General features: G+C 72.7%; 20 protein-coding genes. 14 read left to right on the top strand and 6 right to left on the bottom strand.

Features of this window, described 5'->3' with window-relative positions; translation table 11 throughout:
• Positions 1-8 precede the first annotated feature (8 nt).
• Entirely contained in the window at positions 9-1379 is a 1371-nt protein-coding gene (locus AAW13_RS22550) for a pyridoxal phosphate-dependent decarboxylase family protein (RefSeq protein ID WP_046732432.1), read from the bottom strand.
• Between the two features lie 135 nt (positions 1380-1514).
• Here AAW13_RS22550 and AAW13_RS47450 point away from each other — a divergent pair, with 135 nt between their 5' ends.
• The 8 genes from AAW13_RS47450 (at position 1515) to AAW13_RS22595 (ending at position 9068) form a co-directional block, all read left to right on the top strand.
• The gene (locus tag AAW13_RS47450) at positions 1515-2009 is read left to right on the top strand and encodes a MarR family winged helix-turn-helix transcriptional regulator (protein WP_046732431.1); all 495 of its coding nucleotides are present in this window, start codon (positions 1515-1517) and stop codon (positions 2007-2009) included.
• A gap of 160 nt (positions 2010-2169) precedes the next feature.
• Positions 2170-2664: a hypothetical protein gene (locus AAW13_RS22560; RefSeq protein ID WP_046732430.1), complete on the top strand. Its 495-nt coding sequence runs from the start codon at positions 2170-2172 to the stop codon at positions 2662-2664.
• 33 nt (positions 2665-2697) lie between these two features.
• Positions 2698-3477 carry an ATP-binding cassette domain-containing protein gene (locus tag AAW13_RS22565; protein WP_240528694.1) on the top strand — a complete coding sequence of 260 codons (780 nt, stop codon included), beginning with the start codon at positions 2698-2700 and terminating at the stop codon, positions 3475-3477.
• Positions 3474-3623: a hypothetical protein gene (locus AAW13_RS46000; RefSeq protein ID WP_167391727.1), complete on the top strand. Its 150-nt coding sequence runs from the start codon at positions 3474-3476 to the stop codon at positions 3621-3623. Before AAW13_RS22565 ends, AAW13_RS46000 begins: the two co-directional genes overlap by 4 nt.
• A gap of 200 nt (positions 3624-3823) precedes the next feature.
• Entirely contained in the window at positions 3824-4498 is a 675-nt protein-coding gene (locus AAW13_RS22570; RefSeq protein WP_046732429.1) for an RNA polymerase sigma factor, read from the top strand.
• Positions 4495-5586 (top strand): CU044_5270 family protein, encoded by a 1092-nt coding sequence (locus AAW13_RS22575; RefSeq protein ID WP_046732428.1) that lies wholly within the window; start codon positions 4495-4497, stop codon positions 5584-5586. The genes AAW13_RS22570 and AAW13_RS22575 overlap by 4 nt, the downstream gene beginning before the upstream one ends.
• 155 nt (positions 5587-5741) lie before the next feature.
• The gene (locus AAW13_RS44280; RefSeq protein ID WP_046732427.1) at positions 5742-8363 is read left to right on the top strand and encodes a SpoIIE family protein phosphatase; all 2622 of its coding nucleotides are present in this window, start codon (positions 5742-5744) and stop codon (positions 8361-8363) included.
• 75 nt (positions 8364-8438) lie between these two features.
• Entirely contained in the window at positions 8439-9068 is a 630-nt protein-coding gene (locus AAW13_RS22595) for a hypothetical protein (RefSeq protein WP_143145033.1), read from the top strand.
• Positions 9069-9130: 62 nt separating this feature from the next.
• On the opposite strand, the gene AAW13_RS22600 is transcribed toward AAW13_RS22595, so the two are convergent.
• Together AAW13_RS22600 and AAW13_RS22605 are read right to left on the bottom strand one after the other, a co-directional pair.
• Positions 9131-11011: a rhamnogalacturonan lyase family protein gene (locus AAW13_RS22600; RefSeq protein WP_240528695.1), complete on the bottom strand. Its 1881-nt coding sequence runs from the start codon at positions 11009-11011 to the stop codon at positions 9131-9133.
• Positions 11012-11243: 232 nt separating this feature from the next.
• Complete coding sequence (locus tag AAW13_RS22605; protein WP_046732425.1) at positions 11244-12263, bottom strand: aldo/keto reductase; 1020 nt, start codon at positions 12261-12263, stop codon at positions 11244-11246.
• A gap of 139 nt (positions 12264-12402) precedes the next feature.
• Between AAW13_RS22605 and AAW13_RS22610 the strand changes: the two genes are divergently transcribed.
• Positions 12403-13077, top strand: coding sequence for a TetR/AcrR family transcriptional regulator (locus AAW13_RS22610; protein WP_079178915.1), 675 nt, complete (start codon positions 12403-12405; stop codon positions 13075-13077).
• Positions 13078-13327: 250 nt separating this feature from the next.
• Here the strand turns inward: AAW13_RS22610 and AAW13_RS22615 are convergent, their stop codons facing one another.
• Entirely contained in the window at positions 13328-13945 is a 618-nt protein-coding gene (locus AAW13_RS22615; protein ID WP_046732424.1) for a TetR/AcrR family transcriptional regulator, read from the bottom strand.
• A 220-nt stretch (positions 13946-14165) separates the two neighbouring features.
• On the opposite strand from AAW13_RS22615, the gene AAW13_RS22620 reads away from it, so the two are divergent.
• Complete coding sequence (locus AAW13_RS22620) at positions 14166-15176, top strand: zinc-dependent alcohol dehydrogenase (protein ID WP_046732423.1); 1011 nt, start codon at positions 14166-14168, stop codon at positions 15174-15176.
• A 90-nt stretch (positions 15177-15266) separates the two neighbouring features.
• On the opposite strand, the gene AAW13_RS22625 is transcribed toward AAW13_RS22620, so the two are convergent.
• Positions 15267-16460, bottom strand: a complete 1194-nt coding sequence (locus AAW13_RS22625; protein ID WP_079178916.1) for an FAD-dependent oxidoreductase — start codon at positions 16458-16460, stop codon at positions 15267-15269.
• 200 nt (positions 16461-16660) lie between these two features.
• Here AAW13_RS22625 and AAW13_RS22630 point away from each other — a divergent pair, with 200 nt between their 5' ends.
• The 4 genes from AAW13_RS22630 to AAW13_RS22645 all read left to right on the top strand — a co-directional run bounded on the left by AAW13_RS22630 (position 16661) and on the right by AAW13_RS22645 (position 20789).
• On the top strand, positions 16661-17506 hold the full coding sequence (locus AAW13_RS22630; RefSeq protein ID WP_046732422.1) for a TetR/AcrR family transcriptional regulator C-terminal domain-containing protein: 846 nt from the start codon (positions 16661-16663) through the stop codon (positions 17504-17506).
• Between the two features lie 29 nt (positions 17507-17535).
• A complete protein-coding gene (locus AAW13_RS22635; protein WP_046732421.1) occupies positions 17536-18411 on the top strand; it encodes a PhzF family phenazine biosynthesis protein in 876 nt (291 codons plus the stop codon).
• Between the two features lie 283 nt (positions 18412-18694).
• Positions 18695-19315: a TOPRIM nucleotidyl transferase/hydrolase domain-containing protein gene (locus AAW13_RS22640; protein WP_046732441.1), complete on the top strand. Its 621-nt coding sequence runs from the start codon at positions 18695-18697 to the stop codon at positions 19313-19315.
• Positions 19316-19616: 301 nt separating this feature from the next.
• The gene (locus tag AAW13_RS22645; RefSeq protein ID WP_079178917.1) at positions 19617-20789 is read left to right on the top strand and encodes a right-handed parallel beta-helix repeat-containing protein; all 1173 of its coding nucleotides are present in this window, start codon (positions 19617-19619) and stop codon (positions 20787-20789) included.
• A 113-nt stretch (positions 20790-20902) separates the two neighbouring features.
• On the opposite strand, the gene AAW13_RS22650 is transcribed toward AAW13_RS22645, so the two are convergent.
• Entirely contained in the window at positions 20903-21952 is a 1050-nt protein-coding gene (locus AAW13_RS22650; RefSeq protein WP_046732420.1) for a chitinase, read from the bottom strand.
• Between the last annotated feature and the right edge of the window lie 27 nt (positions 21953-21979).

Consider the following 21979-nt stretch of genomic DNA (forward strand, 5'->3'; position numbering starts at 1 on the left):
GGCGCCCGTCAGCCGGTCCTGCCCAGCCGGGTCACCCGCTCGTGCAGCTGCTCGACGTGGTCCTCGGACTCCGGCTTCATCAGGACGCTGCGCAGGATCCGGGCGCCGTCCGCGTCCGCCGTGACCTTGGGATGACGGGCGGCGAAGGCCTCCCGGTCGGCTCTGAGGGTGCTGAGGAAGACAGGGTCGGTCCCGGTCATGCCCTCCGTGAGGACCCGGGCCGAGGCGGCGTCGACGGCGGTGAGGGCCGCGGGGTCGGTGGCCGGGAAGTACGTGACGATGTCCAGCTCGGGCCGCTGGTAGAGCTCCAGGACGTCCGACTCCTCGATCAGGTCGGCCCAGTGGAGCGCGGCCCGGCGGCCGGCGGCCAGCACCTTCCCCAGTCCGTCGGGGGTGGGCGGCAGCAGCCGGAAGGTGAGCCACAGGGCCGCCGCGGCGGCACCGGCCCGGGAGCACTCCAGGCTGATCTCACCGAGGTGCAGCTCGTCGGAGGTGAAGTACGTGTACGGCGAGTCGTGCAGGTAGAAGCGGCCCACTGCGGGGTCGCGGAAGAGGACGGCCCCGCAGCCGTACGGCTGGAGTCCGTGCTTGTGCGGGTCGACGACGATCGAGTCGGCCCGGGCCAGTGCCCGCCAGGGCTCGGGCGGCAGTCCCTCGGGTCCTTCGGCTCCGGCGAGGAGGGTGAAGAAGCCGCCGTAGGCCGCGTCGACGTGGACGCGGACGCCGTACCGCTCGGCGATCGGCAGCACCTCGTGGACGGGGTCGACGGCGCCCAGGCCGGTGGTGCCGGTGGTCAGGACGACGGTGCCCACCTCGCCCGTGCGCAGGACGCCCTCCAGCGCGTCGAGGTCCATCCGGCCCGCGGCGTCGGTGCGGACGGCACGGCTCGGCATGCCGAGGACGTGGCACATGCGGCCGTGGGTGTAGTGGGCGTCGGCGCTGTGCGCGACACCGCGGCCGGGGTGGAGTTCGCGGGCGACGAAGAGGGCTTCGAGGTTGGCGACGGTGCCGCTGGTGGTGAGGTGGCCGAGGTGCGCGTGCGGGTCGTAGCCGAACATCGCGGCGAGCCGGGTGACCGCCTCGCGTTCCATCGCGGCGGTGGCGGGGCCGCCGTCCAGGGCGTGGTTGTTGGGGTTGACCAGCATCGCGGTGAGGTGGCCGACCACCGCGGCGGGGTGCGGCGGCTTGAGCATCTGGCCGGCGTAGTGCGGGTGGAAGAAGGGGTAGTTGTCCCGCAGCCGTGCCGTGAACTCCGCGAAGACCGGCGCGAAGCGGTCGTCCGGGACGTCGAGGGACGGGTGCGGGTGGTAGGGACCGAAGGTGTCGGCCCACTCCTGTATCGCCTGCGCGGCCCGTCCGAGCCAGTGCTCCAGATCCACGGTCGTCCCTCTCGCTCGGGGTGGCTCCCACCCGCACCGTACAATTTCATTGACTAGTCAGCAATCCCTGAGTCAATAACTGATCCAGCAATGGCCGACACGGCAATAAGTGCGGGAGCAGTAAAATCTCCGGCGATGAACGCCACGCCCCCGCACCACGACGACGAAGCCGCCGCGCGTGCCGCCAACAGCCCGCTCGTCCGGGACTTCGGACTGCTGATCAAGTCGGCGACCCGCCTGGAGCAGCGCATCGACACCGCGCTGCGCCGCGAGTGCGGGATCGGCCACACCATGCTGGAGGTGCTGATACGGCTCTGCCGGCGGCCCGGCGAGGAGGTCTCGCAGCGGCAGCTCGCCGACGACCTCACGCTCACCAGCAGCGGCACCACCCGCCTGATCGACCGCATGGAGGAGGCCGGCCTGGTGCGCCGGGTGGCGTCACCCGGGGACCGGCGGGTGGCGCTGGTGGAGCCGACCGCCGAGGGGCGCACGGCGTTCCTGCGGGCGGCGGGCGTCCATGCCCGGGTCGTGGAGGAGTTCTTCGTCAGACCGCTCGCGGCCGACGACTACACCCGGCTGACCGGCGCGCTGGCCGAGATCGACCGGGCGCTCCGCGAGGAGGCCGGGTGACGACCTGACCGCCCTGGTGTCAGACTCCTGTTACGGGACGAGTCAGACCAAGCGGACGAGTCACAGCGAAACACCCCAAGCAACCCCCCAAAGAACCCCAAAGAACCCCACGGAACCCCCCAGAACCTCAAGGAACCCCAAGGAATCCAAGGAACCGGTCATGGGTCTCGGCGTCGGGCCTCCGGGCATGCAGCGCGGCTCCCTCGCGCGCGCCTGCATGGCGGTCGTCCTCGGTGCCGTACTGCGGCTGCGCGCCGGCTGCGACGGGGACGGCGCCAAGGAGGACGGGGGTGGTGGCGGCCGACTCAGCGTCGGGGTGCTGCCGCCGGGCGGCGGGGCCTCCCGGTTCGGACGGTTCGACCGGCCGGGGGGTGGCCGCGATGACGGACGGCGGGCACTCCGGGCACAGCTGCCTCGGTTTCCGCTCGATGAGCTCACCTCGGTGGCCACGGGCACCGTGGACAGCCCGACCGCGAAGAGGATCCCGTCCGTGCCGCCGCCCTCGTACCCGGTGACGGCCGGCACCCTCAAGGACACGCTGGTCAAGGACACGCTGGTCAAGGACACGCTGGCCAAGGACTGTATGTACGCCTTCGATGAGATACGCACCCCTAGACTCCGGTCCGCCTGCGCCGAGGCCGGACTCACCCGATGAGCCCGCCGCACGGGTGAAGGAGGTGGTCACCCCGTGGTCCAGCCCCTGCTGGCGCTGCACGGCGTCTGCAAACGGTTCGCGGCCGTCGAAGCGCTGGTGGACGTCGACCTGGAGATCCGGGCCGGAGAGGTGGTCGCCCTCGTCGGCGGCAACGCCGCCGGCAAGTCCACGCTGGTCAAGGTGATCTCCGGGGTCGTGACACCCGACCAGGGCAGCATCGAGTGGGAGGGCCGCGCCGTCCAGATCAAACGCCCGCACGACGCCCGGTCCCTCGGCATCGCGACCGTCTACCAGGACCTCGCGATGTGCGGGAACCTCGACGTGGTCGGCAATCTCTTCCTGGGCCGGGAGATCCACCGGCACGGCATCCTCGACGAGGCCGAGATGGAGCGCCGCGCCCGCGAGGTGCTGCGGATCCTGCCCCTCCCCATCCCCGACGTCCGGGCCCCGCTCGCCACCCTCACCGGCGGCCAGCGGCAGGTCGTCGCGATCACCCGGTCGTTCCTCAGCGAGCCCCGGCTGCTGCTCCTCGACGAACCCACCGCCTCCCTCGGCCTCGAACAGACCAACCAGCTCCTCGACCTGGTCGAGGAGTTGCGCGACCGGGGCGCCGGGGTGCTGATCATCAGCCACAACATGGGGGACATCAAGGCCGTCGCGGACCGGGTCGCCGTGCTCCGGCTCGGCCGCAACAACGGCGTCTTCAAGGTGGGGACGACCTCGCAGGAACAGATCATGGGCGCCATCACGGGCGCGGCCGACCACTCCGACCGGACCCGCCGCCCGGCCGACCCGGAGGAGTTCTGGCCGTGAGAGGCGGCCCCCGGGGCCGGCTCACGGCGTACGCGGGCACGGCGCGCCGCCGTCTGGGCGAGAGCGGCCTGGGCCCGGTCCCGGACATCCAGTCGATCGCCTCGGGCATGGCCCTGCTGGGGGGCAGCCCGCCGTCCAGTTCGTGATCACCGGCGGGGTGCCGCTGATCGCGGTGGTCTCCGACGCCCTGCCCCGCCTCGGACCGCTCCCGAGGGAACGGGCGTAGTGGCCGCCCCGGCCCGGCCGTGCCGCACACTGTGCGGACGTGGGGGCGGGAGTCGAATGTGGCGCAGGTCACGGGAAGTCGGTGGGGTGTGCCGGACAGCTCAGTGACGTGACCACACATATGCGTACCCGGGTGCGGGCCGGGGAGCCGAGCGCGTTCGCGGAACTGTTCGACAGCTACTCGCGCGCCGTCTACAACCACGCCTTCCGGCTGACCGCCGACTGGTCGGTGGCCGAGGACGTGATGGCCGCCACCTTCCTGGAGGCGTGGCGGCTGCGCGACCGGGTCGACCCCGAGGGCGGTTCGCTACGGCCGTGGCTGCTGGGCATCGCCACCAACACGGCCCGCAACCAGTACCGCAGCAACCGCCGCTACCGGGCCGCCGCCAACGCCGCCGCGGCGGCCCAGCTGTCCGTGCCCGACCACGCCGACGAGGTCGCCGGCCGCGTCGACGACCGGCACCGTCTCGCCGCCGCCCTCACCGCCCTCGGGAAACTCCGAAGACCCGAACGCGAGGTCGTCACGCTCTGCCTGGGCGAGGGCCTGGACTACGAGGCGGCCGCGGAGGCGCTCGGCATTCCCGTCGGCACCGTGGCCTCCCGGCTCTCCCGCGCCCGCCGGAAACTGCGCGCCCTCGCCGAGGCGCCGCCGGCCGAAAGCCCGCCGACCGGCGTACCGCCCGCCCGCCCACCGTCCGGAAAAGTTCGCGGAATCCGGGAAGGCGGCCACCGCTCCCGACAGACAAGAGGTGATCACACCCACGTGATCCGGCCCGCACAGGAAGGAAGACGATGACCGCGAACACCTCCCGGAACCACCCGGCCGAGGGGGACGGCAGCGCCGAGCTGCTCTCCGCCACCGCGCGGGACCTGCCACCGGGCCGCCACCAGTTCCACAAGGAGCGACTGATGGCCCAGATCCACGACATGCGGCAGGCCGAGCGGACCGCGACCCCCGCACCGGAGCCGCGCCGCCGGTTCCCACGCCCGGCGGTCGTCCTGCCGCTGACGGCGGCCGCGCTGGCGACGGCGGTCGTCGCCGGAGTGGTCCTCTCCGGCAACGGCGGCAACGGCGTGCAGGACGCCGGTCCGGCCCTCACCACCACCATCGGCGCGGCCAGCAGCAAGGGCGTACCGCAGCTGCTCGACCAGATCTCCCTGGCGGCCGCCGCGACCTCGACGTCCCGCCCCGCCGTCGAGCCCGGCCAGTACATCTACATCAAGTCCAAGATGGCCGACAGCTACATCAGCCACGTCGGTGACAAGACCTCCCTGGCCGGCCACCCGCTGCACACCCGGCAGACCTGGATGTCCGCGGACGGCACCAAGGGCTGGCTGATCGACCCCGCCGTCAACCAGAGCCCCGAGGGCGAGACCCTGTCCCTCCCCGACGAACAGGGCAACACCCGCAAGCCGACCCTGAACGGCCCGTCGTACGACTACCTCACCAAGCTCACCACCGACCCCGACAAGCTGCTGGCCAAGATCTACCGGGAGACGAAGGGGCAGGGGAACTCCCCCGACCAGGAGGCGTTCACCACCATCGGCGACCTGCTCGGCGAGAGCTACCCGCCGGCGGCCCTGTACCCGGCGCTGTTCAAGGCCGCCGCGAAGATCCCCGGAGTCGTCGTGGTCGACGACGCGACGGACGCCACGGGCCGGCACGGGGTGGCGGTGGCCCGGCTCGACGAGGCCAGCGGCGAGCGCGAAGAGTGGATCTTCGACAGGAAGAGCCACGTCTTCCTCGGCGAACGCTCGGTGCAGGTGCGCAGGAACAGCGGCACCGACGCGCTGATCACACCCGGCACCGTCGTCTTCACCAGCGCCATCCTGGAACGCACGGTCGTGGACGCCATCAGGCAGACACCCGCGACGACGTCCTGACCTGCGGCCCCTTCGAACCGGCGGTTCCCCGCGGCCGCCGGGACGGCGCACCGACGGGGTGCCGGCGCGGTGTCGGCGCGGTGCCGGTTGAGCGGAAGGAGGCGGGGCGGGATCCTGGGAGCGGGTACCCGGGGAGCCGGAGATCCGGAGGCACCATGGACGGACGCGTACCGGAGGACCTGGCGGTCGTCGTCGACGCCGGCGGGGCCGTCCTCGTGTGGAGCGCCGGTGCCCGGCAGCTGCTCGGGTACGAACCCGCCGAGGTCGTCGGCCGCCCCGTCCGGGCCCTGCTCGCCGGCCGTCTGCCGCTGTCCGCGCGCCGCCACCTCGCCGCCGGGCACCGCTGGTCCACCGAGGTGGCCCTGCGGCACCGAGGCGGCGACCGGGTCGTCGTCCACCTCCAGGGCACCCCGCTGGCCGCCGGGCCCGGACGGCCGCTCTGGCTGATCACCGGAGCGACGCCCACGGCCGTGACCGGACGCGGGCAGCCGGGGGCGAAGGCCCTGTGGGACCTCACACTCACCCAGCTGCCGATGCCGGTGGCGATCTACGACCGGGAGGCCCGGCTCGTCGCCGCCAACGAGGTCATGACCCGGATCATGGGCCTGCCCGTCGAGGAGATGCGCGGCCTCACCCTGCGCGAGATCGAACCCGGCCCGCCCTTCGACGAGTACGACCGGCTCCAGCGGGAGGTGCTGCGCACCGGCCGTACGGTCTTCCACGAGCAGCACGGCCAGGCGCCCGGTGAGACCCGCGAGCACTCCTGGTCGATGTTCTTCTGCCCGCTGGAGGACGAGGGCGGCGCGGTGCAGGGCCTGTCCGCGGTCGTCTTCGACACCACCGAGCAGTACTGGGCCCGCCGCCATCTCGCCGTCCTCAACGACGCCAGCATGCGCATCGGCAGCACCCTGGACGTGATCCGGACCGCCGACGAACTGGCGGAGGTGGCCGTCGGCCAGTTCGCCGACTACGTCACCGTCGACCTGCTGGAGTCCGTCGCCCTGGGCGAGGAGCCGGAACCGCTGCCGCCGGGCCGGCCGGTGACCGTGTGCCGTGCGGCCCACCGGTCGGTCCTGCCGGGCTGCCCGGAGTCGGTGGTCGCCCTCGGCGACCCGGTCCACTACCCGGTGGACACACCCCCGCTGTGGGCCCTGACCGCGGGCCGGACCAACCGGAACAGCCCCGGCGACCCCGGGATGCAGGAGTGGATCACCTCCTCCCAGGCCCGTGCCGAGGCCGTCGCCCGGCACATGATCCACTCGGTGCTGATGGTGCCGTTGCGCGCCCGGGGCGTCACCCTCGGCCTGGTCCACTTCCTGCGGCACCGGACGCCCGAGTCCTTCACCGAGGACGACCAGCGGCTCGCGGAGGAGATCGTCGCGCGGGCCGCGGTGAGCGTGGACAACGCCCGCCGCTACACCCGGGAGCGCCGTACCGCCCTGGCCCTCCAGCGCAGTCTGCTGCCCGGCCCGCCACCGGGGCTGGCGGCCACCGAGGTGGCGTACCGCTACCTGCCGACCGGATCCGGCGCGGACGTCGGCGGCGACTGGTTCGACGTGATCCCGCTGTCCGGTGCCCGGGTCGCCCTGGTCGTCGGTGACGTGGTCGGCCACGGCATCGGCGCGTCCGCGACGATGGGCCGGCTGTGCACGGCGGTACGGACCCTGGCGGACGTGGACCTCGCCCCCGACGAACTCCTCACCCAGCTCGACGACCTGGTCATCCGCCTCGACCCCGAGGAGAGCGGCCCGGACTTCGCCGGCCGCCCGGCGCCACTGCCGGGCGGGAGCGGGGGCGGGTGCGGGGCCGCCTCGGATGCGGCCAGGGCGGGCGCCGGACCGGGTGGGCCGGGTGCCGGGGCGGAGTGGGGGATGCCGGGCACGGGTGCCACGCCGGGTGGGCCGGGGGCCGGGGCCGGCTGGGTGCCGGGGGACGGGGCCGGGCCGGGGGTGCCGGGAGCCGGGGTGGTGCCGGGGGCGGGGTCCACGGCGTCGGGTGAGGTCGGGGCCACCTGTCTCTACGCCGTCTACGATCCGGTGAGCCGTCGCTGCACGATGGCGCGGGCCGGGCATCCGCCGCCCGCGCTGGTCACCCCCGACGGCCAGGTGCGCTTCCTCGACCTCCCGGCCGGGCCGCCGCTGGGGCTCGGCGGTCTGCCCTTCGAGTCCGTCGAGATGGAACTGCCCGAGGGCAGCCTGCTGGCCCTCTACACCGACGGCCTGGTGGAGACGGCCGACCACGACATCGAGGTCGGCCTGAACCTGCTGCGCGAAGCCATCGGCGGCCCGCCCGCGCCCCTGGAGGACATGTGCGACCAGGTGCTGCGCACCGTCCTGACCGGCCGTCCGGCCGACGACATCGTGCTCCTGCTGGCCCGCACCCGCGCCCTGGACGCCGCGCGGGTCCGCACCTGGCAACTCCCCCAGCATCCGGCGGCGGTCGCCGGGGCCCGCAAGATGGCGGGCGAACAACTGGAGGCCTGGGGGCTGACGGACGCGGCCTTCGCCACGGAACTGATCGTCAGTGAACTGGTCACCAACGCGGTCCGCTACGGCGACGGCCCCGTCGCCCTCCGCCTGATCCGCGACGCGTCCCTGATCTGCGAGGTGTCCGACGGCAGCAGCACGGCCCCCCATCTGCGCCGGGCCCGCGTCTACGACGAGGGCGGCCGGGGCCTGCTCCTCGTCGCCCAGCTCGCGGAACGCTGGGGCAGCCGCCAGACCCCTACCGGCAAGACGATCTGGGCGGAACTGCCGCTTTCCGCCACGGAGAGGTGACGCACCGCGCCAAGAGCCCCGAAGGTCCGTTGGGGCTGTGCAACCTCCGGCGGGGCCGGCACCGTCGTAGCCGCCGTGACCGAAGCGTTGACAGGACAGGGCGGGCCGCCGGGGTGGCGGGCCGCCGCCGGGCCGGCCGTCGGCGTCGCGGGTGCGGCCCTCGCCGCCGTGGCGGGCTGGAGCAGTCCGTTGCTGCTCGTCGGCGAGCGGGTGGTGCCCGGCTGGGCGGTGAGCGCGGTTCTCCTCGCCGTGGCGCTCGTCCTGCGAGGGGCCCTGCGGCGGGCCGGCCGCCGCCGCCCGGCCGGCACCGCGACCCTCCCGGGCAGGTGGGCGGGGTGGATCCGGTGGAGCGGCCTCCTGCTGATCGCCGTCGCCGCGCTCGGCACCACGCTGGGAGCGGCGGACGACCTGGTCTCCAGCGCGAAGTACCACGTGCTCCGTCCGGTGGGGCCGGGAGGCTGCACGGCCGTGGTGCGGGAGACCTCCTTCCTGGTGATCGGCACCGGCGAGGCCTACGCCGTGGGGCGTACCGGCGTGGCCCTCGGCAGGGCGGGCTCCTGGACGGTCGACGACGGCTACCGCCCCTTCGACGCGGGCACCTACACGCTGCGCTGGGGACCCGACGGCACCGGACTGTTGCAGATCAGCGGCCGGCCCACCGACCCGGTCCTCGGCGGGGGTCTGGTCGACGTCGACTGCGGCTAGGGGAGCCGGAGCGCCGCACCTGTGCCGGGTGCGGGTGGGGCACGCCCCGGCCCTCTCGTGCGTCAGGGCGCGTACGTGATGTTCGGTTTCGGCGGGGTGCTCATGCCGGCGCCGAGGAAGTAGTCCGTGGCGTGGGACTGCATGTACCCCTTGAACGTCATGCCGTTGCGGTAGGCGGGGTTCTGGGCGAGCGTGTAGAGCCGGGTGGCGGTCGGCTGATCGGTGGTGAAGACGATCAACTGGTCGTAGGTCGAGTCGGTGTAGATCGCCTCCTCGCGCCAGTCGCCCATGATGTCGCCGACGAAGGTGGGGTTGACGCCCTGGGAGGCGTTGACCGCGCCGTACTTCCAGGTGCTGACCAGCCGGGGCAGGCTGCCGCTGGTGGTCGGGGCGGCCGGGTCCCACTTCTCGATCTTGCCGTCGTTCAGCAGCTCGGCGGTGAGGTCGCCGTCCCAGTACAGGCTGAGCGCCGGCCAGGGTTCGTAGGACGTGCTCGACTGGGTGAGGGCGTCGGTGGGCGCGTTGTAGAGGCCGGAGAAGGACCAGGTCTCCATGCCGGGGTAGCGGGGGTCGATGTCGGCGGCGAGGCCTCGTCCCACGTCGGCGACGGTGCCGTAGTGCTGCCAGAGCATGGCTCCGGTGGCGGCGTCGTAGTAGTACTCCAGCAGACCGCTGGTGTTCTCCTGCTGGATGCCGTAGCCCTCCAGGCCGGAGCGGCCGGGGTCCATGTCGGCGAGGTAGAAGCGGTCCCCGTGGATGACGCCCTTCGGGCCGAGCGAGTAGCGCAGGGTGCCGTCGCCGTTGAGGACGAACCCGATCTCGGCTATCTCGTCGGTGCCGTCGCCGTTGACGTCGACGGCTCTGGTGTTGTGGCCGTCCGGGGCGTCCGTGTCGCCGCGTTCCCAGATCCACTGGCGGTCCAGGGAGTCGCCGTCGAATCTCCAGGCACCGATCATCAGGTTGAAGTCGCCGTCGTCCTGCCGGTTCTTCATGAACGCCACCAGGCTGGGGGTGGTGCCGTTGAGGTACGCGACTCCCAGGCGGGCGGCCAGCGGGCCGTCGGAGAGGTAGTCCGTGGGGATGGCGGCGTAGTTGCGCAGGGCGCCGGTGCGGCCGTCGAGGACGGCCATCCACTGGCGTGCGGAGTCCCCGTGCGTCCAGGTCGTGCCGTCGCCGAAGGTGACGCCGTAGGCGATGCGCACGGCGACCTCGGCGTAGCCGTCGCTGTCGAAGTCGTAGACGGTGACGCCGTCCCAGTTGCCGACGTCGACGGTGGCGGCGCCCGGTTCGATGTTGTCCTGGTTCTCGCTGTTCACGCCCAGGTTCATGGACCACAGGAAGGTGCCCTTGCCGGTGTAGGCCTCCAGGGTCTGCGGGGAGGTCTGACGGTCGATCACGTAGTCGTACTCGCCGTCGCCGTCGAGGTCGCCGACCCAGGTGAACTTCACCTGTCCGCCGGCGCGGATCGGCACCCGGACGACGGGTTCGGTGGCGTGGTTCGCGGTGAGGGTGAAGGCGGCGCTCGCCGTCTGCTCCGTCCCGTTCACCACCGGGGTGACGCGGTAGCTGTTGTCCTGGGTCAGGTCGGCGGTGGTGTCGGTGTAGTTCGTACCGCCGGTCAGGACGGCGGAGTTGAGTTTCGTGTACGAGCCGGAGCCGGTCGCCCGGTAGACGTCGAAGCCGATCCCGTCCGGGTCCAGCCCCAGCAGCCGCCACGTCACCAGTACCTGGGTGCCGCTGGAGCGGACCGCCACGACCCCGCGGCCGAGGTTCTCCATCACGCGTGTCGTGGTGGCGGCGTGGGCGGGGGCGACGGTGCCGCCGGGGCCGATCGTCAGCGCGGCGCAGACGGCGAGGACCGCCGCGACGACGGCGGCCCGACCAAGCCCGCCCCATCGCCCTCTTTTTTGCATGTACATGCCATATCTGAGCTCAGTTCTCATCGCGGACCTCCCCTTGTGAACCTCCGGTGCTTGAAACGTTTACACGCCGGGATGGAAGCACCGGGGTGACGGTGCGTCAAGGTGACCGGCGAAGGCCATCGAGCCGCCGGGCCATGGACCTGCCCTTCCTCCGAAAACGGTTACAGAGCCCGGCCGGGCGGGGGCCGCGGTCAGGGGCCCGCCGGCTGAGACGGCCGCCACGTGGGCCACGGCTGACGCACTCCGTCATCGGTCAGCGGCGGCGCAGGGTCGGGTCGAGCAGGGCCGGCGGGGTGTCGTACTTCTCGTGGGCGGCCAGGTCGGTGCCGGGGGTGACTATCGCGTCGACCGCGTCCAGGACGTCCGCGGAGAGCACGGTGTCGGCGGCGGCGAGCTGGGCGCGCAGCTGGTCCAGGGTGCGGGGGCCGACGAGGGCGCTGGTGACACCGGGGTGCGCGGTCACGAAGCCCAGGGCGAGCTGGATCAGGGTCAGCCCGGCCTCCTCGGCGACACCGGCGAGCCGCTCCACGGCGTCGAGCCGGGTCTGGTTGCCGGGGAGGCTGAGGTCGAAGCGGTCGGGCAGGAGCTCGGCCCGGCTGGTGGTGATCGGCCGGCCCTTGCGCACCGCACCCGACAGCCAGCCCGAGGCCAGCGGGCTCCACACCAGCACCCCCATGCCGTACTCCTCGGTCACGGGCAGCACGTGGGTCTCCACACCGCGCTGGAGCAGCGAATAGCTGGGCTGTTCGGTGACGTACCGGCTCAGGTGGTGTTCACGGGCGGCCCACTGACCCTGCACGATCCGGTACGCGGGGAACGTCGAGGAGCCGAAGTAGCGGATCTTCCCGGCCCGTTGCAGATCGGTCAGCGCCGACAGGGTCTCCTCGTCGCTGGTGGCCGGGTCCCAGCGGTGTATCTGGTAGAGGTCCACATGGTCGACACCGAGCCTGCGCAGGCTGTTCTCCAGCTCGGTGACCAGCCACCGGCGGGAACTTCCCCGGTGATTCGGCTCGTCACCCATCGGCATACCGGCCTTCGTGGCCAGCACGATGTCCTCGCGGCGGCCGGCGATGGCCTTGCCGACCATCTCCTCCGACTCCCCCTGGCCGTACATGTCGGCCGTGTCGACGAGGTTGATCCCGGCATCCAGTGCGGCGTCCACGATGGCGGTCGCCTCCTCCTGCGTCGTACGCCCGATCGCGCCGAAGTTCATCGCGCCGAGCGCGAGAGCGCTGACCTGTACGCCGGTCCGGCCCAAGGTGCGGTACTGCATGGCTGACTCTCTCCTCACGTGACACAAGCACAAACGGAACGACGTCCCGTTTCGTGTCTTCGACGATACGGAACACTGTCCCGTTTCGCAACGCCCCGATAGGGTGACCCCGGACGGAGCGCGACGTGGGAGCACAGCGATGAAGAAGGACGGCGAGCTGACGAAGGACGGCGATCTGGCCAAGGACTGCGGGCCGGTCAAGGACGGCGGGCTGACGAAGGACGATGTGCGGGCCCCGGCCAGACCGCGGCGGGCGGACGCCCGGCGCAACGAGGTGACCCTGCTGGAAGCGGCCGCGGCGGCGTTCGTCGCGTCAGGCGTGGAGGCGCCGGTGCGTGACATCGCGGCCCGGGCGGGCGTCGGCACGGCGACGATCTACCGGCACTTCCCGACCCGCGCGGACCTGATCATCGCCGTCTACCGGCACCAGGTGGAGGCGTGCGCCGAGGCCGGGCCGGCGCTGCTGGCATCGGCCCGCACCCCGTACGACGCGCTGCGCCGGTGGATCGACCTCTTCGTGGACTTCCTGACCACCAAGCACGGCCTGGCCGCCGCCCTCCACTCCGACCAGGCCGGCTTCGACGCACTCCACGGCTACTTCCTGGACCGGCTGGTCCCCGTCTGCGCCGGCCTCCTCGACGCGGCCGCCGAAGCCGGCGAGGTCCACTCCGGCCTGCCGGCGTACGAGCTGATGCGCGGCGTCGGCAACCTCTGCATCGGCGCGGAGAACGACCCCCGCTACGACGCCCGCCGACTGGTCGGCCTCCTGGTCACCGGGCTGGGACGGGACGCGGACGGAGCGGCGCGCCCATAACTCTCGCCGCGTCCTTCACCTGGGCCCGCCGGTGACGCCGAGGTCTCACCGGCGCCGCCGAGGTCTCACCGGCGGTCGCTGAGCCGTCGCATCGGTGCCGCCGAGCGTCTCATCGGTGCCGCCGAGCGTCCTACCCGCGCCGCCGAACGTCTCATCGGTGCCGTGAGCGTCCGCCGGTCGTGCCGAGCGTCCTACCCGCGCCGCCGAGGGCTCTGCCGCCCCCCGGCGGTCCTACTGGCGACCTGAGTTCCTACTGTCGCCCCTGTGCGGCCTGCCGTGCCTGTGCGGCGAGTTCGGTCTCGATCAGGGCTTCGAGGCGGTGTGCCACCCGGTCCAGGGGCCCCATGTCACGCCGGGCGCGGCACATCGCGATCGCACCCTCCACCGAGGCCACGACAAGGGTCGCCAGCTCGGGAGCCCGTTCCGGGTCGGCCCCGTGGGCCCGCAGGGACCCGGCGAGCAACCGCTCCCAGTCCTGGAACGCCTCGGCCGCCGCGATCAGCGCGGGCGGGAGCTCGTCCCCGGGGGGCGGTTCCTCCACGGAGACGGCCAGCACGGGGCAGCCGGCCCGGAAGTCGCTCGCGACGACGATCCCGCGCCACATCTCGAGGAAGGCGCGGAGCCCGGCGACCGGCCCCGCGTCCAGCTCCCTGCGCAGCAGCCGCTCGACGGCCGCACCCGCGTACCGCACCGCCTCCGTCGCCAGTTGCTGCTTGCCGTCGGGGAAGTAGTGGTACGTCGAACCGAGCGGCGCCTGGGCGTGCTTGGCCAGCTCGCGGATGCTCGTGGCGTTCAGGCCGCGCCGGCTGATGAGGTCGGCGGCACCGGCCACGATGCGTTCACGCGACGGCGGACCGGATCTGACCATGCCGTGCCCCCTTCTGAACCCTTGTCTGAACCCTTGCGGCCCGGATCCCTCCGGTCCTGCCCCTCTGGCTATAACGCTCGTCATAGTCTAGCGTGACCTCGGTTTATAACGACCGTCATAAAGTCCGATCCTCACGATCCTCCGAGGAGGCACCCCATGCCGCTGATCCGGCTCACCGTCCCGTCCGGCGCACTGCTGCGCCGGGAGGGGGCGCGGGACGATGCGTGAACTGACCTTTGTCGCCCGCGACACCGTCGAGTGGCGCGAGGTCCCCGACCCGAGGCCGCGCTCCGGCGCGGAGGCGATCGTCGCCCCGGTGGCCGCGACCTCCTGTGACGTGGACACCGCGATCCTGGCGGGCCACGGTTTCGTCGAGCCGCCGTTCGCCCTCGGGCACGAGTGCGTGGCCCGGGTCGTGGAGACCGGCGACGACGTGGCCTCGGTGGCCCCGGGCGACCTGGTGGTGGTCCCCTGGTCGATCAGCTGCGGCGCCTGCGACCACTGCCGTTCCGGCCTCACCGCGCACTGCACGGCCGTACCGCACATGGCGATGTACGGCGCCCCGATCGGCGGTACCTGGGGTGGTCTCTTCTCCGACCTGGTCCGGGTGCCCTACGCGGACGCCATGCTCGTACCGCTCCCCGCAGGTCTGGACCCGGTCACGATGGCCTCGGCCAGCGACAACTGGTCGTTGTCCTGGCGCCTGGTGGCCCCGCACCTGAGGAACCGGCCCGGTGCGCGGGTGCTGGTGGTGGCCCGGGGGAGCATCGGGCTGTACGTCGTCGACATCGCCCGTGCGCTGGGCGCGTCCACCGTCCTGTACGTCGACCCCGACCCCGGACACCGGGAGCTGGCCCGGGGTTTCGGCGCCGCCACCGCCGAGACCCTCGAACCCGTCCGGCACGGCTTCGACATCGCCGTCGAGGCGACCGGCCGGGTCGACCAACTGGCGCTCGCGGTCCGCTCGTTGGCACCGGAAGGCGTCTGCGAGTCGGCCGGCAACCACTTCCGCCCCGGCGAACTGCCCCTCCTCGACATGTACCTCACCGGCGTCACCCTGCGGATCGCCCGGGACAACGTCCGCGCGCACATCCCGGACGCCCTCGCCCTGGCCGGCTCCGGCGAGGTCGACCCGGCGCGGGTGGTCTCTCACGTCCTGGACTGGGAACAGCTCCCCGAGGCCCTGCCGGAGAAGCACCTCAAGCCGGTCTTCGTGCGCGGCACGGTCTGACGTCGGCGACGGAGACCGGGGACGGCGAAGGCGACCGCGAAGGCGACGGCGACGGGTCGGTCCCCCCCGGGGGGCGGCACGGTGGCCGGGTTACGACGTGTGGTGGCCGGCGGCGGTGAACATGGCGATCAGGCCGTGTGGTGTGTCGTCGCCGAACATCAGCTCGTGGAGGCGGACCGTGTCCACGGCCTCCGTGGCGGCGCGGGCGAACATCGCCTCCTCGTACTCGGCGAGCGCGGCCTCGGTGTCGTCCGGGTGCGCGGCGAGGGCCTTGCCGAGTTCGGCGCCGTCGTACATGGCCAGGTTCGCGCCCTCGCCGTTCGGGATCATGAGGTGCGCGGCGTCGCCCAGCAGGGTCACGCCGGGCACCCGGTCCCACCGGTGTCCGTCCGGCAGGGCGTGGAGGGGGCGCAGGACCGGCGCGGTGTCGCCGTCGGTGATCAGCGCGGTCAGCTCCGGGGCCCAGCCGTCGAACTCGGCCGCGATCCGCGCGGCGGCCCCGGCGGGGTCGGTGAAGTCGATCGCCGCGAACCAGTCCTCGGGCCTGCGCAGTGCCACGTAGGTGTGGAGCGTCCCGCCGGCCTCCCGATGGGCCTGGATCCCCTTGCCGGGCGCCAACGCGAACATCGAGCCGTCGCCGACCGCCTTCGCCGCGGCGGGGTGCCGTGTGCTGGCGTCGTGGAGGTAGGTCTCGACGAACGACATGCCGGAGTACGCGGGTGTCGCGGCCGAGAGCAGCGGGCGGACCCGCGACCAGGCGCCGTCCGCGCCGACCAGCAGGTCCGAGGTGACGGTGCCGCCGTCGGCGAAGGTCACCTCGTGCCGGCCGGCGCCGAGGGCGCGGACGCCGGTGACCTTGCGACCCCATCGGACGGTGCCGGCCGGCAGCGCGTCGAGCAGGATCCGGCGCAGTTCGCCGCGCAGCACCTCGGGCCTGCCGCCGGTGCCGTCGTCGGGTTCCTCGTGCAGGACGGTCCCGTCGGGGGCGAGTGCCCGGGTCGCCTCGCGGCCCTCCAGGACGAGGGCGCGGAACTCCTCGGTGAGGCCCGCCGCCGCCAGGGCCGGCTGGCCGTTCTGCTCGTGGATGTCGAGCAGCCCGCCCTGCGCGCGGGCCGCCGGGGACGACTCCGCCTCGTAGACGGTGACGGGGATCCCGTGGACGTGCAGGACCCGGGCGAGAGTGAGGCCCCCGAGCCCGGCGCCGACGATCGTGACGGGGGTGGCGAAAGGGGCGGGGGTGGCAGAAGTGGCTGGCGTGGCGGGTGTGGCTGGCGTGGCGGGCATGGTGGCTCCTTCGGAGAGGAGGTCACGGGCGGACCTACAGCGATGGAAAAAACGGAGGACGGAGAACGGAGAACGGAGGACAGAGGGCGGAAGAACGAAGAACGGAGGACGGAGGACGGAAGCACAGGTATGGAACGACATTCCATGCTGGAACGCTGTTCCATGCTGGAACGGCGCTCCAGTCATGTCAAGATGGGCCCATGGCAACGCGCAGCCGCCGGACACCGCGGCGCACCGAGGCGCTCTCCCGCGAGCGCATCGTCGAAGCCGCCGTCGAACTGCTCGACTCGGCCGGCGAGAGCGGGCTGACGTTCCGGGCGCTCACCGAGCGCCTCGCCACCGGGCCGGGGGCGATCTACTGGCACGTGGCGAACAAGGGCGAGCTGCTCGGCGCGGCGACGGACGCGGTCGTCGCCGCGGCGGTGGCGGGCGCGGGAGCGGGGGCCGCGGCGCAGGCGGAGGCGGCAGCGGGAGACGCGGCGGAGGCAGGAGCGGAAGCCGCAGCAGCCGAGCCGGGCGAGGACACGGCGGCCGCGGAAGACGGCGCCGAGGTCTCGGTGGGCGTCGTCTCGCCGCAGGACCGGATCCGTTCCGTCGCGCTCGGTCTCTTCGACGCCATCGAGGACCACCCGTGGCTCGCCACCCAACTCGCTACGCAGCTCTCCCGCAGCCCCTGGGGGCCGGTGACCCCGCGCATCTTCGAGAGCGTCGGCCGGCAGGTCCGTGCGCTCGGCGTGCCCGAGGACGGCTGGTTCACCGCCACCTCGGCCCTGGTGCACTACGTCCTCGGAGCCGCCGGCCAGAACGCCGTGAACACCGCGCACGGCAGCGGGCTCGGACCCGGTGTGGACCGGGCCGCGTTCCTCGACGCCGCGTCGACGGCATGGGAGCAACTCGACCCCGACGACTACCCGTTCACCCGGGCCGTCGCGGCCCAGGTGCGCGAGCACGACGACCGTGAGCAGTTCCTCGCCGGGATCGACCTCGTCCTCGCCGGCATCACCGCCGTCGTGGCCGCTCACACCGCCGCCCCCGGCCAGGAATAGCCGCCGCCCCGGCCCGTGTTGCCGTCCGCATGACGACGAACGCGCCCCGGCCCGAGGTCCTGCGCTACACCGCCTTCTCCAGCAGCCCCGACGGCGGCAACCCCGCCGGTGTCGTGCTGGACGCGAGCGGCCTGGACGACGACGACATGCTCGCCATCGCCGCCGATCTCGGGTACTCGGAGTCCGCGTTCCTCACCGCGCCCCCGGAGGGCCTGGCCGGCGGGGCGCAACGGGCGTACCGCATCCGCTACTTCAGCCCCAAGGCCGAGGTGCCGTTCTGCGGGCACGCCACCATCGCGACCGCGGTGGCGCTCGCCGAGCGGGCCGGCCCCGGCGAGCTGGTGTTCGCGACCCGTGCGGGCACCGTCCCGGTGTCGGTGACCCAGGAGGACGGCACGGTCCGGGCGACGCTCACCAGCGTCGAGCCGCACACCGAGGAGATCGCCGACGCCGACCTCGCGGAGGCGCTGGCCGCGCTCGGCTGGCCGGCCGCCGACCTCGACCCGGCCTTCCCGCCCCGCGTCGCGTTCGCCGGGGCCCGCCATCTCGTGCTGGCGGCGGCCACCCCCACCCGTCTCGCTGACCTCGCCTACGACTTCGCGCGCCTCGAAGCCCTGATGCACCGGCTGGACCTGACCACGGTCCAGCTGGTGTGGCGCGCTTCGGCCGATGTCTTCCACGTGCGGGACCCGTTCCCGGTCGGCGGTGTCGTCGAGGACCCGGCGACCGGGGCGGCCGCCGCCGCGTTCGGTGCGTACGCCCGTGAGCTCGGCCTGGTTCCCGAGGACGCGGTCCTCACCCTGTACCAGGGCGAGGACCTGGGCCGGCCCGGCGAGCTCACGGTCACCCTGCGCGCGGGCGACCCCCGAGTCCGGGTGAGCGGCACCGGCACCCGCATCGCCTGACACTCCTCGGCCGCACCGGCCACAGACTGCCGGTGCCGGTACCTGTACCGGTGCCAATACCGGTACCGGCAGAGAACCTGGCGGCGGCCCGGCGGAAATCCCCTGGCGGCCCCGTCGGGACGAACCGCAGACTCGTCCCATGGCGCAGGACACGGCACAGAGCCCGGCGCAGGACACGGCACAGGCCTCGGCACGAAACCCGGCGCAGGACACGGCACAGGCCTCGGCACGAAACCCGGCGCAGACCCCGGCTCCCGGCACGGCCGACGGCCCCGTACCCGGCATGGACACCTTCCGTGCGGCGGTCGGTGCCTGGTTCCGTGGTGGGGTTGACGGGCCCGCGCGGGAGTCGGCGGACCGGCTCGGCGTGCGGACGGCCGTACTGCTCGAAGGACCCAGTGACGTCGCGGCCGTCGACGCGGTGGCCGCGCTGCTCGGGCGGAACCCGGCCGCCGAGGGGATCTGCGTGCTGTCGATGGGCGGTGCGATGAACGTCGGCCGTTTCGCCCGGCTCCTCGGCCCGCCCGGCCTCGGCCTGCGCCTCACCGGACTGTGCGACGAACGCGAACAGTCCTACTACGCCAGAGGGTTGGAGCGGGCCGGTGCACCCACGGACGGCATCTTCGTCTGCGCGGCCGACCTGGAGGACGAGCTGATCCGCGCCCTCGGGCCGCCCCGGGTCGCCGAACTCATCCGCGCCGAGGGCGACCACCGGCCCCTGCGCACCTTCCTCAACCAGCCCGCCCAACAGGGCCGCACCGCACAACGGCAACTGCGGCGCTTCCTCGGCACGAAGAAGGGCCGCAAGATCCACTACGCCCGCGCCCTCGCAGAGGCCCTGGACCCCACCGAGGTCCCGCCCCCACTGACCGGCCTGCTGACCGGCCTGCCGACCACCCCCTGACCACCCCCACAGTCACACCCACGGTCACATCCACTGGCCGCCGGGCAGCACGACCACCGGCCGTCAGGCAGCACGACCACCAGCCGCCAGGCAGCACGACCACCAGCCGCCGGGCAGCACCGCCACCGGCAGGCCGGAGCCGCGACCCGCAGGCGTCAACAGCAGCCGAGCCGCCGTCCAGCGATCACATCCCTGAATTTTCTTTGCATCCATGAACCTTGACGCGGCCACAACACGCTTCTAGCTTCCTCTAGAAAGCGCTTTCCGGCATGTCCTCGAACGCACCCGAACGGAGACAACGATGCACGTGAGACCAGTAATCGCGGCCGTCGGCCTGGTCGCCGGCACGCTCGTGGCGTTGTCCGGCGCGCCCGCGCAGGCCGCGTCCACCGTGCTGTACGTGTCGCCGAGCGGCACCGACAGCGCGGCCGGCACCCAGTCCGCGCCGACCACGCTCACCTCGGCGATCAGCCGGATCGCCGCCGGCGGCACGATCTACCTGCGCGGCGGCACGTACAGCTACTCCTCCACGGTGACCATCCCGGCCGGCTCCGACGGCACGTCCAGCGCCCGCACCACCCTCTCCGCCTACCCGGGCGAGACCCCGGTGCTCAACTTCTCCGCGCAGAGCGAGAGTTCGTCGAACCGGGGCATCCAGCTCTTCGCCAACTACTGGCACCTGTACGGCCTCACGGTCCAGCACGCGGGCGACAACGGGATCTACGTCGGCGGCAGCAACAACGTCGTCGAGCGGACGGTCACCGCCTACAACCGCGACACGGGTCTCCAGCTGGGCCGGATCTCCTCCAGCACGTCCAGCAGCGCGTGGCCCGCGAACAACCTGATCGTCAGCTCCGAGTCGCACGACAACGCCGACAGCGACGGCGAGGACGCCGACGGGTTCGCGGCCAAGCTGACCACCGGCACCGGCAACGTCTTCCGGTACGACGTCTCGCACAACAACATCGACGACGGCTGGGACCTGTACACCAAGACCGACACGGGCGCGATCGGCCCGGTCACCATCGAGTACTCGCTCTCCTACGGCAACGGCACCCTCAGCGACGGCAGTCAGAGCGGGGACGGCGACCGCAACGGCTACAAGCTCGGCGGCGACGACATCGCCGTCAACCACGTCGTCCAGCACGACATCGCCTACGGCAACGGCCACCACGGGTTCACCTACAACAGCAACCCCGGCACGATGACCGTGTCGAACAACGTGGGCATCGACAACGCCGAGCGCAACTTCTCCTTCGACAAGGGGACCTCGGTGTTCCGCACCAACACCTCGTGCCGGTTCGCCGTCGACGGCTCCAACGACAAGACCGTGGGCGACGCCGACAGCTCCAACCAGTTCTGGACCGGGACGAACGGCTCCCGCTGCTCCTCCTACGCGGGCACCCTCGGCTGGTCCTTCGCCTCCAGCGGCAAGCTGAACGTCACGTTCGGCGGCACGGTCGTCAACCCGTAGCCCCGCACCGCAGGACGCCCCACCCCCACCCGGCCCGGGTGTCCACACCCTGTGGACACCCGGGCCGACGCACGCGCCGCGGGAGTCGGGTGGACTCCCGGTGCGGCCGGCGGCTAGCGGCGGGATCCGGTGAACCGGGCGAAGGTGTGGCTGAAGTACCAGGTGTCCTGGGCGATGCCGGAGCAGGAGTCGGAGCCGCCGGTGCCGACGCAGGTGCCGTTGTCGCGCTGGAGGGCCCAGAAGGAGAGGGTGTCGATGCCCTGGTCGGCGGCCCAGCTCGCGACCCGGGCGCCGTTCTGGGTGGTGAAGGTCTCGGCGGGGCCGTAGTCGTCGATGCCGGGCATCTCGGTGACGCCGATCGTGCCCCACAACTGCCGGGGGCTCTGGTGCGGGTGGAGGGCGTGGAGCTGGGCGTGGAGGCCCTCGGCCGCGGTCTTCGTGTCGGTGGCCATGTCGTGGGCGGCGCCGTCGTAGTAGTCGAAGGTCATGATGTTGACGACGTCCACGCGGGCGTGGTTGGCGACGGCGTTCTGGAGGACGGCGAGGCCGTCGGCCTCCAGGCCCTTGGTGGTCGTCGGCAGGGTGTAGGAGAACTGGAGGGGCCGGCCGGTGCGTTCGGCCCAGCGCTCGGCCTCCGCGACCGCCTTGTTGCGCCGGTCGATCCCCGCGGTGTTCGCGAGGGAGTCCGCCTCGACGTCGAGGTCGATGCGGGAGATGCCGTACGTCGTGACCAGCTTCTCGAAGACCCCGGCGATGGCGTGCACGTCGGTGCAGCTGTCGGCGAGTTCGGTGCCGGTGGTGTCGGCGCTGTAGCCGCCGAAGGACGGGATCGCGCCGCCGCCGCGGGCCTGGAGGGCGGCGATGTCCGCGCCGAGGACCGAGCGGTCGACCGGCCGGGTGGGGTCGCCGTCCCAGTCGGCCGTGCAGGAACCGGCCTCGGGGGTCTGGAGGAAGGCGAGGGTGAGGAACCTGTTGCCGGAGTCGGCGGCGAGCGCGGCGGGGCTCTGGCCGGTCCAGGTCTCGAAGTAGGGGGCGGCGACGTGCGCGGGCATGGGCCGCGCGGCCGGATGCGGGGCGGCGTGCGCGGCGCCGGACCCGAGGGTGACGAGCGCGGCGGACAGGGCTGTTGCTGCCAGGGCGTGCAGGGCACGGGTGCGTCTCATGGACGCCCATATTTGGACTAGACCAAT

It is taken from the genome of Streptomyces humi (assembly GCF_001005085.2).
Classification (GTDB): domain Bacteria; phylum Actinomycetota; class Actinomycetes; order Streptomycetales; family Streptomycetaceae; genus Streptomyces; species Streptomyces humi.